19 protein-coding genes are annotated in these 17,910 nt (G+C 29.5%); 1 reads left to right on the forward strand and 18 read right to left on the reverse strand.

Going from position 1 to position 17,910, the window contains the following annotated elements:
• Complete coding sequence (locus tag EJJ37_RS03550; RefSeq protein WP_133014214.1) at positions 1-351, reverse strand: Asp23/Gls24 family envelope stress response protein; 351 nt, start codon at positions 349-351, stop codon at positions 1-3.
• 218 nt (positions 352-569) lie between these two features.
• Here EJJ37_RS03550 and rpmB point away from each other — a divergent pair, with 218 nt between their 5' ends.
• Positions 570-761 carry a 50S ribosomal protein L28 gene (gene rpmB / locus EJJ37_RS03555; RefSeq protein ID WP_005213497.1) on the forward strand — a complete coding sequence of 64 codons (192 nt, stop codon included), beginning with the start codon at positions 570-572 and terminating at the stop codon, positions 759-761.
• A gap of 337 nt (positions 762-1,098) precedes the next feature.
• On the opposite strand, the gene EJJ37_RS03560 is transcribed toward rpmB, so the two are convergent.
• From EJJ37_RS03560 to EJJ37_RS03640, 17 genes are all read right to left on the reverse strand, one after another.
• Complete coding sequence (locus EJJ37_RS03560; protein WP_133014215.1) at positions 1,099-1,737, reverse strand: thiamine diphosphokinase; 639 nt, start codon at positions 1,735-1,737, stop codon at positions 1,099-1,101.
• A 2-nt stretch (positions 1,738-1,739) separates the two neighbouring features.
• A complete protein-coding gene (rpe, locus tag EJJ37_RS03565) occupies positions 1,740-2,387 on the reverse strand; it encodes a ribulose-phosphate 3-epimerase (protein ID WP_133014216.1) in 648 nt (215 codons plus the stop codon).
• The gene (gene rsgA / locus EJJ37_RS03570) at positions 2,387-3,250 is read right to left on the reverse strand and encodes a ribosome small subunit-dependent GTPase A (RefSeq protein ID WP_133014217.1); all 864 of its coding nucleotides are present in this window, start codon (positions 3,248-3,250) and stop codon (positions 2,387-2,389) included. The genes rpe and rsgA overlap by 1 nt, the downstream gene beginning before the upstream one ends.
• 121 nt (positions 3,251-3,371) lie before the next feature.
• Entirely contained in the window at positions 3,372-5,456 is a 2,085-nt protein-coding gene (pknB, locus tag EJJ37_RS03575; RefSeq protein ID WP_133014218.1) for a Stk1 family PASTA domain-containing Ser/Thr kinase, read from the reverse strand.
• A gap of 2 nt (positions 5,457-5,458) precedes the next feature.
• Positions 5,459-6,175 (reverse strand): Stp1/IreP family PP2C-type Ser/Thr phosphatase, encoded by a 717-nt coding sequence (locus EJJ37_RS03580; RefSeq protein ID WP_133014219.1) that lies wholly within the window; start codon positions 6,173-6,175, stop codon positions 5,459-5,461.
• Between the two features lie 14 nt (positions 6,176-6,189).
• Positions 6,190-7,221, reverse strand: a complete 1,032-nt coding sequence (gene rlmN, locus EJJ37_RS03585; protein ID WP_133014220.1) for a dual-specificity RNA methyltransferase RlmN — start codon at positions 7,219-7,221, stop codon at positions 6,190-6,192.
• 11 nt (positions 7,222-7,232) lie between these two features.
• Positions 7,233-8,546, reverse strand: a complete 1,314-nt coding sequence (gene rsmB, locus EJJ37_RS03590; protein WP_133014221.1) for a 16S rRNA (cytosine(967)-C(5))-methyltransferase RsmB — start codon at positions 8,544-8,546, stop codon at positions 7,233-7,235.
• Positions 8,547-8,556: 10 nt separating this feature from the next.
• Positions 8,557-9,252, reverse strand: a complete 696-nt coding sequence (locus tag EJJ37_RS03595) for a zinc metallopeptidase (RefSeq protein ID WP_133014222.1) — start codon at positions 9,250-9,252, stop codon at positions 8,557-8,559.
• Positions 9,253-9,270: 18 nt separating this feature from the next.
• Positions 9,271-10,197: a methionyl-tRNA formyltransferase gene (gene fmt, locus EJJ37_RS03600; protein WP_133014223.1), complete on the reverse strand. Its 927-nt coding sequence runs from the start codon at positions 10,195-10,197 to the stop codon at positions 9,271-9,273.
• A gap of 13 nt (positions 10,198-10,210) precedes the next feature.
• On the reverse strand, positions 10,211-10,654 hold the full coding sequence (def, locus tag EJJ37_RS03605; protein ID WP_133014224.1) for a peptide deformylase: 444 nt from the start codon (positions 10,652-10,654) through the stop codon (positions 10,211-10,213).
• Between the two features lie 11 nt (positions 10,655-10,665).
• On the reverse strand, positions 10,666-12,873 hold the full coding sequence (priA, locus tag EJJ37_RS03610; protein WP_133014225.1) for a primosomal protein N': 2,208 nt from the start codon (positions 12,871-12,873) through the stop codon (positions 10,666-10,668).
• A gap of 122 nt (positions 12,874-12,995) precedes the next feature.
• Complete coding sequence (coaBC, locus tag EJJ37_RS03615) at positions 12,996-14,186, reverse strand: bifunctional phosphopantothenoylcysteine decarboxylase/phosphopantothenate--cysteine ligase CoaBC (RefSeq protein ID WP_133014226.1); 1,191 nt, start codon at positions 14,184-14,186, stop codon at positions 12,996-12,998.
• A gap of 2 nt (positions 14,187-14,188) precedes the next feature.
• Entirely contained in the window at positions 14,189-14,407 is a 219-nt protein-coding gene (gene rpoZ / locus EJJ37_RS03620) for a DNA-directed RNA polymerase subunit omega (protein WP_133014227.1), read from the reverse strand.
• Positions 14,388-15,023: a guanylate kinase gene (gene gmk / locus EJJ37_RS03625; protein ID WP_193553910.1), complete on the reverse strand. Its 636-nt coding sequence runs from the start codon at positions 15,021-15,023 to the stop codon at positions 14,388-14,390. Before gmk ends, rpoZ begins: the two co-directional genes overlap by 20 nt.
• Positions 15,023-15,292 (reverse strand): extracellular matrix/biofilm regulator RemA, encoded by a 270-nt coding sequence (remA, locus tag EJJ37_RS03630; RefSeq protein ID WP_005213529.1) that lies wholly within the window; start codon positions 15,290-15,292, stop codon positions 15,023-15,025. Before remA ends, gmk begins: the two co-directional genes overlap by 1 nt.
• Before the next feature lie 13 nt (positions 15,293-15,305).
• Entirely contained in the window at positions 15,306-16,187 is an 882-nt protein-coding gene (locus EJJ37_RS03635) for a YicC/YloC family endoribonuclease (RefSeq protein WP_133014229.1), read from the reverse strand.
• 225 nt (positions 16,188-16,412) lie between these two features.
• Entirely contained in the window at positions 16,413-17,777 is a 1,365-nt protein-coding gene (locus tag EJJ37_RS03640) for an NCS2 family permease (protein WP_133014230.1), read from the reverse strand.
• Positions 17,778-17,910 lie beyond the last annotated feature (133 nt).

The following is a 17,910-nucleotide window of genomic DNA, read 5'->3' on the forward strand; positions in this document are numbered from 1 at the left end:
CTAGACTCTTACCGCTTGAACATTAACTGTAACTGAAGCAACCTTTAGCCCAGTATAATTTTCAACACTATAACGCACCTTTTGAATTATATTATTAGCTATTACAGAAATTTTAGTTCCGTATTCAACCATTATTGATAATTCTATTATTAATTTATCTTCATCATTAAATTTTAATTTAACACCCTTACTTAAATTCTCAATTCTCATTAGCTCCCATAGGCCTTCAGTAGCATTTTTAGAAACCATACCAACAACACCATAACATTCCATTGTTGATAATCCTACCATCTTTCCTAATACTTCTTCAGAGTAATGTATACTTCCAAGGTCATTTGAATATCCTACCATAGAAAATCCTCCTTTTTATCTTTCCATATAGATTATTGTATATTAGTTACTATATTAATTCAAGTAAATTTATCCTATTCATTAGCTATTTAATTAGATATTATAATTTTTTTTAATATTTTTTCGAAATAGCCTTGCATTTTTTATATGAACTATGTTAAAATCTATTTTGTCCTATTGAAGAGAAATTATCTTCAAACATAAGGAGGTGTTTTCAAGTGGCAAGAAGATGCGAAGTTTGTAATAAAGGTGTAGTATCTGGAACTCAATACTCACACTCACATCGTCAATCTAAGAGAACTTGGGCTCCTAACATAAAGAGAGTAAAGGCTTTAGTTAACGGAACGCCAAAAACTGTTCACGTTTGTACAAGATGCCTTAGATCTGGTAAGGTTGAAAGAGCAATATAAGTTCAAATAGAAAAAGCAATTGATTAATTCAATTGCTTTTTTTATTATTAAAATTTAATAATGTATAAATAAAAGGCATACTATCCTTAATAGCTTATGCTATTTTTCTCCTATGTACTTATTTTTTCCTAGTAAAAAATTTAATTATAGATGATAAGAATTTTGGTAATTTAATAGCAACAATTTTCAAAACTAATCCCCCCATTCCTTTTCTGTTCTCTAAATAATTTTAGGTCTACTGTTTTATTTAAAATAAAAACACCACTCCTTACTATACATATTATGCAAGTAACTGCTAAGTGGTGATTATTTTTTAAAAATTTTTTTATTTTTTATTTTAATCCTTTGAATATACTACTAAAATGGTTCCATTAGAAAGTTCTAATCTTATTTCATCAGTTATAAACTCATTAGATACAGTTCTAGAATCCCCAATTTCTAAAGTATATTTATCTAAATTATATTTAGCACCTTTTATACTAAATTCTTCTATCTTACTATTATATGCTAAAAAGGATACATACTTATATTCCTTATCTCTTTTAATAACAGTATTTTCATTAATTAAAAACATCTTATTTCTATCATCAACTATTTCTGATAATACACCTGATTTTAAAGCTTTTAATAATAGACCTAAATTACCTAATGTATGGTCAAATCTTTGTCCTGTAGCTCCTAAAAAAATAATTCTTTTTGCATTTTTAGAAATTCCTAATTCAAAAGCCTCTTCAGAATCAGTAAAGTTTTTCTCACATTGATACTGATATTTAACAGCACCTTGTCTAACTATTTCATCTATAACATCTAAATTAGAAGAATCAAAATCTCCTACAATATAATGTGGTTTTACTTTAGCCTCAAAAAGATAGTTACACCCTTTATCTACTCCTATTATTAATTCACATTGCTCTGAATAATAATTAATAATTTCATCTTTAGGTTTAACTCCTCCAGCTACTATTAAACAATTCATCGTTATCCTCTTAAAGCTTTTATATTTTCTGATATATTTCCATCACCAAAGACAGCAGATCCTGCTACTATAACATTAGCACCAGCTTCAATAACATCTTTAACATTATTTTTATCTACTCCACCATCAACCTGGATTAAAATATTAGGATTATTAGCCTTTATTGCCATTTCCTTAACTTCTTTAATCTTATCTAATGAATATGGAATAAATTTTTGTCCCCCAAATCCTGGATTAACAGACATTATTAAAACCATATCTAAACTTGCAATTATATCTTTTAAAACAATTGTTGGTGTAGCTGGGTTTAATGCAACTGCAGCCTTAACACCTTTTGATTTAATATATTGTATGGCTCTATCTAAATGCTTTTCTGATTCATAATGTAAAGTTATTATATCTGCTCCTGCCGCTATAAATTCATCAATATATCTTTGAGGATTATTTATCATTAAATGTACATCAAATACTTTATCTGTTTTCCCCCTTATAGCTTTTATTACCGGCATCCCAAATGTAATATTAGGTACAAATTCTCCATCCATAACATCTATATGAATAAAATCTGCCCCTGCATCATGTAATTTTACTACCTCCTCTCCTAACTTTGAAAAATCTGCTGATAATATAGACGGTGCTATTTTAACCATTAATACTTCCTCCCATTATTTATTTCTTCTAAAGTTCTTATATAAAATTCATATCTATATTTATTAATTTCCCCTGCTTCAACTGCATTTTTCACAGCACAGCTAGGCTCTTTATAATGTAAGCAACCTCTAAATTTACATTGATTATTATATTCTTCAAACTCAGGGAAACAATATTTCAAATCATCCTTTTCAATAAAAGTTACTTCTAATGTTGAAAATCCCGGAGTATCAACTATGTATCCATCTTCTACATCAATAAGTTCACTATGTCTAGTAGTATGTCTACCTCTTCCTATTTTATCAGAAACTTCCCCTGTTTCCATATGATATTTTTCTGTTAGTGTATTAATCAGTGTTGATTTTCCTGCTCCTGATGGTCCACATAAAACTGTTACATTACCATCTAATTTCTCTTTTAATGATTCTACACCTAATCCCTTTTTAGCATTAATAAATAACACTTCATATCCAATAGCATTTATTTTACTTTTAACAAATTCTTTTTCTTCATCCGACACTAAATCAACCTTGTTTAAACACACTATTGCTTTAATATTATTGTGTTCACATAATACTAAAAATCTATTTAGTAGATCATAATTAATATCTGGATTCTTTATAGCAAAAACAACAAATGCTTGTGTTACATTAGCCACTGTAGGTCTAATAAGTTCAGACGTTCTTTCATGAATCTCACAAATAACTCCTTTACCATTATCTATTAATATCTCTACATCGTCTCCAACAAGAGGTTTCATATCCTTATGTCTAAACTTCCCTCTTGCTTTACATTCAATTAATCCATCAGTAGTTTTTACATAATAAAAACCACCAATTCCTTTGATTATTTTTCCTTTCATAGTACCTCCAAACTTTTTACTCTTCATATTTATAATAAACACTATTTCAAAATAAATGCAATATTTTCTTTTAGAAACTCCAAAAAAAATAAGATTGCTTAAAATTAAGCAATCTTATTTTTTAGTTTTTGGGTTTATCAGTTCCTAAATCCCCATCTGCATTTACATTTGTAGATTCTCCATCTTCTGGATCTGCAGTTGTTGTATCATCTTCACTTGGCTCTGTTGGCTCAGTAATTTGAGTTTTTTCAACTTGAATTTTAACAGTTTCACCTTGTTTTATCTTATTTGTAAATCCTTTTACAGTATATAAGTTCATATCTTTTTCCGGAGGAGTTCCACCAGATATAGAGTATGATATTCCTGCTGTATTTAAAGAATTAATAGCATCTACTAACGACATGCCAACACTTAAATACTGACTAACATCTATACTACTAGGTGCTGTATATTTTCCATAGGTTAAAGTAATTTTTGCACCAACAGAAATTTTAGTACCACCTTCAATAGATTGACTTAATACAACTCCCTCTTCTGATTCATTATCAGTTTTTTGCTCTTGAAGTATAACTGTTAATCCCAAAGCTTCTAAATCACTCTTTGCAGCATCTACATTTTGCCCTAAATAATTAGATACTGATACAAGCTTAACTTCTGGTCCCTTGCTTATAGTAAGCTCTATTGTTGTTCCCTTTGGAACTTCTGCATCTCTTTCCGGATATTGATTTATTAAATATCCAGATTTAATATTTTCACTATATTGTTCAGTAATATTCCACTCTAAACCTTTTTGAGTTAATAAGTCCTTTATATAATTTATTTCATAATCTCTTAAATCAGGAACTTTCACTTTAGCTACACCACCAGAAACTTTAACTTCTATAGTATCTCCTTTTTCAGCTTGCATATTAGCTGTAGGATTCATTTCTAATATAGTATTTTCTTCTTCATCACTTTCAACAGTTTCTGAAACCTTAATATTTAAGCCTAACTTTTCTAATTCTTTTTTAGCATTATCAACAGTCATACCAACTATATTAGGAACTATAACACTTTTACTACTTGCTCCACCTCCAGTGAATAATCCTGAACCAAATGCTATTCCACCGAATAATGCAATTACAATAACTATAACTCCAACAATTATCATTGTTTTATTATTACGCTTACTTTTCTTTGAATTATTTTTTGATTCAAAGAAATTATCATCTTCTTCATCCTCATCATCTTCTTCATAATCATTTTCAAAATCTGATTTAGAATACACTTTTTTATTAGATGTTACACCTGCATCTTTACTTACAATATTTTCAGTTCTAATAGGCTCCATCACTATAGTTCTACCGTCATCATAATTAACTCTAGCACCAATAGGCGTATTAGGATTTTCCTTTATCTTTTGTAAATCATTTATTAATTCTCTACAATTTTGATATCTATTTATACTTTCTTTACTTATAGCCTTCATTATTAAATTATTTAGACTATCTGGTATAGAAGGATTATGCTTTTTAGGTTCAATTGGTTCTGACTGAATATGCTTTAAAGCAATTGTAACCGGAGATTCACCATCAAAAGGAAGTATTCCTGTTACCATTTCATATAGAACTATTCCTAACGAATAAATATCTGATCTTAAATCAATAAATGTACCTTTAGCTTGCTCTGGTGATAGATAATGTGCAGACCCCATTATTGTTGTTGTATTAGTTATCGTTGCTGAAGTGGAACTTTTAGCTATACCAAAATCAGTAACCTTTACTAATCCATTTTCAGTAACTAATATATTTTGTGGCTTTACATCTCTATGAATAATATTATTTCTATGAGCACATTCTAAAGCTTTTGCTATTTGAATTGCTATGCTAATAGCAACTGTATAATTTAACTTTCCATTTTCAACTATTAGCTCTTTTAATGTTTTACCATCAACATATTCCATAACAAAATAATCTATATTTCCTTCTTCCTCGTGCCCAACATCTAATACGTTAACTATATTTGCATCTGAAAAATTTGCTACAGCTGTTGCTTCTTTTTTAAATTTATCTGAAATATCTTTATTATTGGCGAATTCTCTTTTTAGAATTTTCACAGCTACTAGTCTACTTAACTTATTATCTCTAGCTTTATAGACTATAGCCATTCCACCTTCTCCTATTTTTTCTATCAGTTCATATCTATTCCCTAATACTTCACCGATCATTTCTACACCTCTCCTCCAAATAGCAAGACCGTAATATTATCTCTTCCCCCTCGATTCTTTGCTAATAAAACTAACTTGTCACAGGCAGTATTGTAGTCATTAATATCATTTATTTCCCTTAATATTTCTTCTTTTAAAACCTCATTAGATAATCCATCTGTACACAACAAATATTTATCATAAGTATTCATATCACTCTTAAATATATCGACCTTAACAACATTATTTGTTCCTAATGCTCTGGTAATAACATTTTTTTTAGGATGATTTCTTCCCTCTTCTTCAGTTATACTCCCCGAGTCTATAAGCTCCTGGACCAAAGAATGATCTTTTGTAATTTTAATAATATCATTACCAGTAATACCAAAACAACTACTATCTCCAACATTAGCAACAAGGACATTATCCTCATATACTAATGCAGCAACTAAAGTAGTTCCCATACCTTTGTACTCCAAGCCACATCTTGCTTTATCGTATATTTTTTCATTTGCAAAAAGTATGGCATTTTCAAGCACATTACTACCATCATTTTTATAATTTTCTTTAACATATGCTTTAACAGCATTTACAGCCATTTCACTAGCTACTTCTCCAGCATTATGACCTCCCATACCATCAGCTACCACATATAACTTATAATCTTCTTCTTCAATGTATCCAGCATAATCCTCATTTAAATTTCTAACTATACCTACATCACTTTTTATACCCACCATTTCTTTTCTCCCCTTTATTTTTGAGTGTCTAGATAACTTCTTCTTAATTGCCCACAAGCAGCATTAATATCTGTTCCCATTTCTCTTCTAACAGTAACTTCAATACCTTGTGATCTTAATATTTCTTCAAATGCTTCTATAGTCTTTCTAGATGGCCTTTTCAATTCATTTTCTTTGATTTCATTAACTGGAATTAAATTAACATGACAGCTCATATTTTTTAATAACTTTGCTAAAGATTTAGCATCTTCTTTTCCATCATTAACTCCAGATACTAATGAATATTCATATGTAATTCTACGCCCTGTTTTATCCATATAGTATCTACAAGCTTCTAATATTTCACTAATACTATATTTATTAGCTATAGGCATTATTGTTTTTCTTTTTTCATCACTAAATGCATGTAATGAAATTGCTAATGTAATACTTAAATTCAAATCTGCTAACTCTTTTATTTTAGGCACTATCCCACAAGTAGACAATGTTATATGTCTTTGCCCTATATTTAATCCATATTCAGCATTTGCTAAATTTAAGAATTTAACTACATTATCATAGTTATCTAACGGTTCTCCACTTCCCATTAAAACAACATTTGAAATTCTTTCTCCTAAGAACTTTTGTGCTACCATTATTTCTGAAAGTATTTCACCTGCACTTAAATCTCTTATTCTACCTCCGATTGTAGAGGCGCAAAATTTGCACCCCATCCTACAACCCACTTGAGTAGATACACAAATTGAATTTCCATGTTTATATTTCATGAGAACACATTCTATTAAATTATTATCTTTCATTGATAATAACATTTTTTTAGTATCATCTACATTAGATTCATATACTTCTACAATTTTAGGAATTTCAATATTGAAATTTTCCTTTAACTTTTCTTTTAAAGTACCAGGTATGTTTTTCATATCATCAAAATTCCATACATCTTTATAAATCCAAGAAAAAACTTGTTTTGCTCTAAAAGCACTTTCACCATTTTCCTTCATCCAACTCTGTAATTCTTCTAATGTAAAATCTAAAATATTATACATTTGTTCACCTACTACTTTTTAGAAATCTTAGCAATATAGAATCCATCCATATATTCATTTGGTAATATTGTTAAAGAACCATCATTATTATAAATGAAATTATCCATATTTCCTAAGAATATCTTTTCTACTTTTGCATCTTTGTATTTATTTAAGAACCATTCTACATTATCTTGATTTTCTTCAGTATTTAATGTACAAGTTGAATAAATCATAGTCCCACCATTCTTTAAATATGCCCAAGCATTTTCCATTATTGCTCTTTGTGTTGGTACTAAATCTTTAAGCGATTTTCTTGATTTATTCCACTTAATCTCTGGCTTCTTTCTTATTATACCAAGTCCTGAACAAGGTACGTCTATCAATACTTTGTCAGCACATGCTACATATTTAGGATTTAATTTTGTTGCATCCATAGCTTCTACTTCTACGTTATTTAATCCTAATCTTTCTAAGTTTTCATTGATTAATGATAACTTATTTTCATGTAAATCGAAAGAGTATACCTTTCCTTCATTTTCTAATAATTCAGCTATGTGAGTTGTTTTTCCTCCAGGTGCAGCACAAAGATCTAATGCAACATCTCCAGCATTTAAATCTAAAAGAGGTGATACAAGCATCGCACTTTCATCTTGAACTGTGATTAATCCTTCTCTAAATAACTCATTATTTTCTATAGAGCTTCCACCCTTTATTATTATAGCTTCAGGACAAGCATATCCTTCTTCTACATCATATCCCATTTCTTCAAGTCTTTCAAAGACTTCATCATATTCACCTTTACTTGCATTAACTCTAACAGTTACCTTAGGTGTTGCATTTAACCCTGATAAAATCTTTCTTCCATTTTCTTCACCATATTGTTTATATATCATTCTTATAAACCATGGCTCATAAGAATATTGATATACTAATCTATCAATTTTATCTTTTACATCCATATCATCAGGATTTTTAGTGTAACTTCTTAATATTCCATTAACTAATTTTGAATCTTGAACTGAAATTTGCTTTGCTAACTCAACTGCCTCATTACAAGCTGCAAACTCTGGAACCTTATCTAAAAAGTGCATTTGATATATAGCCATTCTTAATATGTTTAATACTCTTTCATCCATTAAAGATATATCTTTAATATAATTAGAGATTATCATATCTAATGTTTTCTTTCTTCTTATAGTTCCATAAACAAGTTCTGTTACTAAAGCTCTATCCTTTTCATTTAAATCAGCTTCATTTAATTCATTAGATAAAACTAAATTAGAATATGCTCCTTCAATTAAAACTCTGTTAATTATGTTTAATGCTACTTCTCTACTATTCATACGTTACCTCTTAATCATTATTTCTATTGCTAATTGCAATTAATCTTACTAATTGTGAAATTGACATTAATGCAGCTGCTACATATGTCATTGCTGCCGCACTTAATACACTTTTTGCCCCACTAACTTCATTACCATATAATATATTTCTACTTTCTAATATATTTAACGCTCTTCTTGAAGCATTGAATTCTACTGGTAATGTTATTAATTGATAAATTACTGCTACTGTAAAAAATATAATTCCGATATTTGTTAGTAGTGGAATACTAAAAAGTAAACCTATCATAAATATAATAATTGATGCTTGACTGCTAAAATTAACAGCCGTAGCTATGGATGTTCTTAATACTAAAGGTTTATATGCTTCTTTATGCTGTATTGCATGCCCAACTTCATGAGCTGCTATACCTGCCGATGCTATACTTGCTCCATGATATATATCACTAGACAATCTTACAACTCTACTTGTTGGATCATAGTGATCTGTTAGTTCTCCTCTTATTTCAACTACAGGAACATCATAAAGTCCTGCTGCATCAAGCATCATTCGTGCAACATTTTCGCCTGTGTATCCATTCATAGTCCTTACAGTCCTATATTTTTTATATGTGCCACTTACCTTTGATTGTGCCCAAAATGCAATTATTATTGCAGGTAGCAACAAAATCATAGTTCTGTCAAAATAAAATCCTGGATAAATCATAAAATTTCCCCTTTCATATTATACCAATTTACAACCAACCTCAATATCTTTACCATTTATATATTGTTCAATAGTTAATGGCTTTCCATTAGGGAATTGAACTTTTTTAACAAGCAAAATACCATCCTTACAACTAACTTTCATACCAGTTTTGTTAACACTTAATATAGTTCCAGGTTCCTTATTACTATTTTCATTTAAAACCTCAGATTCATATATCTTCATATTATCATCTTTATATGTAGTATGTGCAATTGGCCACGGGTTAAGACCTCTAATTAAATTATGTATTTCTCTAGCGCTCTTATCCCAAGATATTTTACCAGTGTTTTTAGAAAGCATTTTTGCATAACAAGTTTCACCTTCTTGCTTTATACCTTTTACAGTACCATTAGCAACACCTTCAATTGTTTCTATTAAAAGATTTCCTCCTCTAACCATTAATATATCATGTAACTCTCCAGCTGTCATGTTTTCAGTTATTTCCACCTCATCTTTTAATAACATATCACCAGTATCTAATCCAACATCCATAAGCATAGTTGTATTACCTGATTTTTTCTCTCCATTAATTACAACCCAATTAAGCGGAGCTGCTCCTCTATACATTGGAAGTAAAGATGCATGTAAATTTATGCAACCATACTTAGGAATATCTAAAACCTCTTTAGTTAATATTTGCCCAAAGGCAACTACTATTATAAAATCTGGTCTAATATCCTTTAGATATTCTATAGCCTCTCTATCATCCTTTAATTTTTCTGGCTGAAATACTTTTATATCATGTTTTACAGCTACTTCCTTCACTGCTGAAAAGGCCATTTTTTTACCTCTTCCTTTAGGTCTATCAGGCTGCGTAAAAACAGCCTCTACTCCATACTTTTCTATTAAAGCTTCTAATGATGGAACAGCAAAATCAGGAGTTCCCATAAATACAATTTTCATTTATAAATACCTCCTACTTTACAAGATCTACATATAAAACACCATCTAAGTGATCATTTTCATGTAATATAGCTCTTGCTAATAATCCTTCTCCCTCTAAAATAAACTCTTCACCCTTTTCATTTAGCGCTTTAACCTTTACGTAATTTGGTCTTTCTACTTCACTAAATTCTCCAGGTACACTTAAGCAGCCCTCTTCACCACATTGAGTTCCACTAGTTTCTAAAATTTCTGGATTAATAAATACCATTGTTCCATTTTCATCATCAATATCTATAACAAATATTCTCTTAAGTATTCCAACTTGTGGTGCAGCTAATCCAACACCATTTGCTTCAAACATAGTATCTACCATATCATTAATAAGAGTTATTTCTCTCTTAGTTATCTCAGTAACCTCTTTACACTTCTTTCTTAAAACATCGTCTCCCATAGTTCTAATAGTTCTAATTGCCATTTTATTTCCTCCTAGAATAAATTATTTGGATTTATATCCATACTTATTCGTATATCATTATATACGTTCTTGTTCTCATCATAAAGTAGTTCTTTAATTTTTTTAGCAAATTCTGATTCAAATTCACCTTTTATCACAATTTGCCATCTATAATTTTCTTTAACTTTAGCTACTAAACATGGTATTGGACCTAAAATATCAACCTCTACTTCCTTTTCAACTAATGGTTTTATCACATTAGATATTTTATGCATAAAGCTCTTCAATAAATCCTCTTTTTTTGATATACCATTTATTAATAATATCTTACCAAAAGGTGGATATTTCATTAATGCTCTAACTGTAAATTCTTTCTCATAAAACCCTTCATAATCATAATTAACAGCATATTCTAAACTATAATGTTCTGGAGTATATGTTTGTATTACTACTTTACCCTGCTTTTCTCCACGTCCTGCTCTTCCTGCAACCTGAGTAATTATCTGAAAAGTTCTTTCTGCAGCTCTATAGTCCGGTATATTTATAGACATATCCGCTGCTAATATACCTACAAGAGTAACATTTTTAAAATCAAGACCTTTCGAAATCATTTGAGTTCCTATAAGAATATCAGCTTTTCCCTCTTTGAATGTGTTATAAATCTTTTCATAAGAGTCTTTACCTCTTGTGGTATCAACATCCATTCTTAAAACTCTAGCATCCTTAAAATATTTTTTTACCTCTTCCTCAACTCTTTCAGTTCCTGCACCAAAAAACTTAACATATTTACTATCACATTTTGGACACTTTTGAGGAGCTCTTTTTGTTTTTCCACAATAATGACAAACAAGAAGTCCACTTCTATGATATGTCATAGAAATATCACATTCCTCACACTTAAATACATATCCACAACTTCTACATGATACAAAAGTAGAAAATCCTCTTCTATTTAAGAATAATATTATCTGCTCTCCTTTAGAAAGTTTTTCTTGCATATCTCTAAAAAGTTCTCTGCTAAATAAAGATATATTTCCACTTCTTAATTCATTTCTCATATCAATAACCTTCATAGGAGGCATAGCTTTACCATCAACTCTTGAATTTAATTCTAATAATTTTAAGTCACCTGTCAAAGCTCTATAATAAGTTTCTATAGTTGGTGTAGCCGATCCTAAGACCACCCTACAACCTTTTTGCTCACTTAAAAATTCTGCAACCTCTTTAGTCTGATATTTAGGATTTTGATCTGATTTATATGTGTTTTCATGTTCCTCATCAATAATGATAAGTCCTAAATTTTTTACAGGTAAAAAAATAGCACTTCTTGCTCCTACTACAAGTTTAGCCTTACCTTCTTTTACTCTAAACCACTCATCAAATCTTTCTCCATCAGATAACTTGCTATGAAACAAAGCAACATCTCTTCCAAATCTCCCTTTAAATCTTTCAATCATTTGAGGAGTTAATGATATTTCAGGAACTAAAACGATAGCTGATTGATTTTTTTCTAAGACTTCTTCAACCATTCTCATATATACTTCTGTTTTACCTGAACCAGTAACACCTTTAAGTAAAAATAAATTATTGCCAGAATTATTATATTCATCAAGAACATGTTTTTGCTCAAAGGTTAACTCTTTTTCAGAATCTATATTGTAAGTTCTATTATTATACCTAAAAACAGTCTCTTCTTCTACTACTAATAATCCTTTTTCAATTAATTTATTTAATTTGTATTGAGATATTGAGTTAACATTAATAAGTTCACTTTTTGTATATTTACCTGAATTTTCCTTCAAAAAGTTAATAATTTCTATATATCCTTCAGGTTTTTTTATACAACTTAAATCATCGCTTTTAAATACTATTACCTTTTTATTTTTACTTTTAGCACCTTTCATAATTCCAACAGGAATAAGCAATCTAAATGCATCAATATATTTACACAAGTACTTTTCTCTTAAAAAATTAATAAGCTTAATATCATCTTCATCTATAATAGGCTCATCTGTTATTATTGCAGAAATTTTTTTAACTTTAAAACTTATGTTAACTTCATTTTCTCCCTTTATAGAAAGCACAAAACCTTCTGATGTCTTATTGCCCATTCCAAATGGAACTTTTACTATTTGCCCTACCTGAACTTTTTCTTCAAGCTCTACAGGAATCTTATATGTAAAAGGTCTATCAATTTCCAATGCTTCTGAATTTAATATTATTTCAGCATATAAATTCAATTTATCACCCTCACTCTACCTTAATTGCTATACACTTAAAGTTCACAATTAAATTTAAACTCATAAGAGTTCATTGAATAATTACATTTTCTTAACAATCTTGTATATAAAGAAAAGCGCAATTAGCGCTTTTCTAAAATCATGTCAAATATATTACTTGCAACTTCTTTTTTACTCATTTTTTCTAGTTCTAACTTTTCATTATTTTTTGAAATAATAACTACTTTATTGTCTTCACTACCAAAACCAGTATCAGAAGATGTAATATCATTTGCAACTATAAAATCTAAATTCTTGTTTTTTAGTTTTTTCTCTGCATTCTTTAAGACATCATTACTTTCTGCTGCAAATCCAACTAAAACTTGGTGAGTTTTTATATCTCCTAAAGACTTTAATATATCATTATCTCTAGTTAAGCAAATATTTAAATCACCCTCACCTTTTTTGATTTTTTCTTTGCTATATTCTTTAGGCTTATAATCAGCAACAGCTGCTGATTTAATAACTATATCTGCCCATTCAAAGTTATTAAAAATTTCATTTTTCATTTCTTCATTAGTTTTTATGTTTATTATTCTTACGTTCTTTGGTGGATTTAAATTTGTAGGTCCTGAAACTAAAATAACTTCTGCACCTCTATCTCTAGCTTCTTCAGCTATAGCATAGCCCATTTTCCCTGTTGATCTATTAGTTAAATATCTTACAGGATCAATAGGGGCAATAGTTGGTCCAGCGCTTACAAGCACCTTCTTACCTTTTAAATCTTGCTCTTTATCACTTAACTCTGTTAATACTCTTTCTACAATTGTATTAACATCTGCAAGTTTTCCAATACCAATATCTCCACATGCTAACCTTCCACTAGCTGGTTCAATAAATTCATATCCATAACTTTTTAGCTTTTCTATGTTTCCTTGAACTATTCTATTTTGATACATGTTAGTGTTCATAGCTGGTGCAAATATTACTTTCGCCTTAGCTGCCGCCATTATAGTTGTAGATAACATATCATCTGCTATGCCATTTGCAACTTTTCCTATTATATTTGCTGTTGCTGGAGCTATTAACATTAAGTCAGCTTTTTGAGCTAATGATATATGTTGAATTTCCCAAGCCTTTGGTTCTGCAAACATATCAGTAACAACCATATTTTGACTAATAGATTGGAATGTTAATGGGTTTACAAACTTAGATGCACTTTCAGTCATGATAACATGAACTTCTATATCCTTTTTTCTTAAAGCACTGATAACATCTAAAGCCTTATAGACTGCAATCCCTCCAGTAACGCCAATAACAACACATTTACTCATGATTACTTTATTCCTTCATTATTTTTATGATAACTAATTAATCCTTCATTAACCTCATTAATTGCTATTGTTAATGGTTTCTTTGAAGGATTTGATGTTAATGGTTCATTCCCATCTATTATTTGTCTTGCCCTTCTTGATGTTACTATAACTAGTGAATATCTATCTTCTACCTTTTTTAATAAGTCCACCACTGATGGATTAATCATAGAGTTGTTCATGAATTAAGCCCTCCTTAGAATCTAATATTGTATCTTTTATTCTATCTACTCTACATTTTTCTGCGGCAATTATTCCTTCTATTTTATTAACTGCCGTCTCAACTTCATCATTAACTACTGCATAATTATATTTAGAAACATAATTTATTTCTTGATATGCATTTTTAAATCTTGTCATTAATGATTCTTCTGTTTCGCTGCCTCTTTTAATTATTCTTTGTTTTAATTCTTCCATTGATGGAGGTAATATAAATATAAATACCCCTTCACTGAAGTTTTCTTTAACTTTTAAGGCACCTTGAATGTCTATTTCTAAAATAACATTCTTTCCTTCAGCTAACATTTCTTCTACTTTGAACTTTGGAGTTCCATACATATTTCCATGTACTTCAGCATACTCTAAGAAATCATTGCTTTCTACTCTAGAAATAAAATCTTCTTTAGTTAAGAAGTGATAATTTACACCATCTACTTCTCCAGCTCTTGGACTTCTTGTTGTTGCAGAAACAGAAATAAATAAGTCATCACGCTTTTCTAAAAGCGCTTTACATATTGTTCCCTTTCCTGCACCTGAAGGACCGGAAATTACAATTAATAGTCCTCTATTATTTTTCATTATTCATCAACCTCATCTACAGTTTCATCTTTAGCTACTAATCTATGTGCAACAGTTTCTGGTTGAACTGCTGATAATATAACATGATCACTATCAGTTATTATAACAGCTCTTGTTCTTCTTCCATAAGTTGCATCAATAAGCATACCTCTATCTCTGGCTTCTTGGATTATTCTTTTAATCGGTGCTGATTCTGGGCTAACTATTGCAACAAGTCTATTAGCTGAAACTATATTACCAAAACCAATGTTTATCAATTTTATTCCCATTACTATCCTCCTATTATTCTATATTTTGTACTTGCTCTCTTATCTTCTCAAGTATATTTTTTATATCAATAACTATATTAGTCATTTGGATATCACTAGATTTTGAACCAATAGTATTAGTTTCTCTATTCATTTCTTGAACTATAAAATCAAGTTTTCTACCAATTGGATCATTTAAATTTAAGGTTTCTCTAACTTGGTTGATGTGACTTCTAAGTCTTATTATTTCCTCATCTACAGTTGCTTTATCTGCTAACATGCAAACTTCCATAGCAATTCTACTTTCATCTATCTCAACATTTCCTAATAGCTCTTTTACTCTTTCTTCAAGCTTCATTTTAAAGGCTTTTGGGATAGTATCTGCAAATTCTTCAACTTTTGAAACTAATTCTTCTATAACAGAAATTTTAGATAAAATATCTTCTTTTAACTTATTACCTTCAACTTCTCTCATTCCAATCATCATTTCTAGAGAGTCATTTATAAGTGGTTTAAGTTCTTTCCAAACTTCTTCAATTTTATCTTCTTCTTCAACTACAGTAATAACTTCTGGAAATCTTGCAATTTGCATTACTGAAATATCATTCTTTACACCTAATTTTGTTTCTATTTCCTTAAGGCACTCTAAATATCCTTGAGCTAAGTCAATATCAACCTTTGGAATTCCACTACCATCATTGTAATTCTTTAAATTAATAAATACATCAACTTTTCCTCTATTAAGTGAATTACTTATCATTTTTCTAATTTCTTCTTCTAAAGAAATTAAAGTTTTAGGCATTCTAATATTTATATCTAAATATCTGCTATTTACGCTTTTCATTTCAACAGTAAAAACTCTTTTTTCGCCTTCTTCACTGCTGCTTCTTCCAAAGCTAGTCATGCTCCTTATCATATTTATTCTCCTTACCTTCTATGGATTATTAATTCTAATTTATATATATTAAATAAATTTCTTTTATTATATCCTAGTTTATAACCTTATTAGATTCTATGTCAATATTTTGTTCACAAATTGTTAACATTTATTTTTTATATAAAAAAGATTGCATAAATGAAGGTATGAATATTACAATCATATTCATACCTTAAATTTGATGCAACCTTTAATAAATAAATTTTATAATAATATTATTTTCAATATAAATACTACTGCTAAAACATACATTACCCAGGAAATTTTTACTTTATCTCCCTTTTTGTTGAATAAATTATATAATAAATTAATTATAACGTATGATAATATTCCAAGAGTTAGACCATCACCAATACTATAAGTTAAAGGCATAGCTGCAATTGTTAGAAATGCTGGTACTCCTTCTGTTATATTATCAAAATCTATCTCCTTAATAGCTCCAAGCATTAAATAACCAACATAAATTAACGCAGGTGCAGTTGCACAACTAGGAATAGCTATAAATATTGGTGAGAAAAACATAGCAATTAAAAACAATACTCCTGTTGTAATAGAAGTAAATCCTGTTCTCCCCCCAGCAGCAACACCAGTAGAACTTTCAACATAAGTAGTAACTGTAGATACTCCTAATACTGCTCCTGCTGTAGTTCCTATAGCATCCACTAAAAGAGCTCTTCCGGCATTTGGCACATTACCTTCCTCATCTAACATCTTAGCCTTAGAACAAACACCAACTAAAGTTCCTACTGTATCAAAGAAGTCTACAAATAAGAAAGTAAATACTACAGTAATAAACATTCTAATATTTTCACCACTAAATACATATCCTAAATCAATTTTTCCTGCAATTTCTCCGATACCTTCAAACTTAAATACACCAGTTGGTAAATAAATTCCCAATGCTGCAGCTGCTTCATTATCAATTAAAGCAAAGCACCATCCTATAATAGCTGAAATTAATATTCCCCAAAGAATAGGCCCTCTTACTCCTTTTTTATCTAAAACAGTTATAATTATAAGTCCTATAATTGTTATTATTACATTTGGCGTAAATACCCCTAATGAAACCATTGTTGATTCATTTGCAACAACTAATCCTGAATTAACCATTCCAATAAATGCTATAAATAATCCAATACCACCTGTTACTGCTAACTTCATATTTTTAGGAATAGCATTTACAACTGCTTCTCTAATTTTAAATAATGATAAAATTATAAATATAATACCCTCAACAAATACAGCTGTTAAAGCAACCTTCCACGAAATTCCCATTTGCCCTACAACAGTATAAGCAAAATAAGCATTTAATCCCATTCCTGATGCTAATGCAAATGGTAAATTAGCAAACAACCCCATAAGTATACATGCTATTGCAGCAGCTAAACATGTTGCTGTAACTAATGGCCCAACAGGCATGCCTGAAGCTGATAAAATACTTGGATTAACTGCAATAATATACGCCATTGTCAAAAATGTTGTTAGTCCTGCTAGCATTTCTTTTTTAATATCAACATTTTTGTTTGAAAAAATAGGTAATAACTTTTCTTTTTTAGTTAAAGTTTGCATTAAAAATCCCCCTTTTTATTTATATATTTAAGTTTAAGAATAAGATAAGGCTAATTAATCCTTGTCTATCCTAAATAACTTCAAAATAAAATAAAAAACTGCAAAGCGCTATCAAGATAACACTTTACAGTTA

This window comes from Clostridium cuniculi, from assembly GCF_004353185.1.
GTDB classification, from domain to species: Bacteria; Bacillota; Clostridia; order Clostridiales; family Clostridiaceae; genus Clostridium; species Clostridium cuniculi.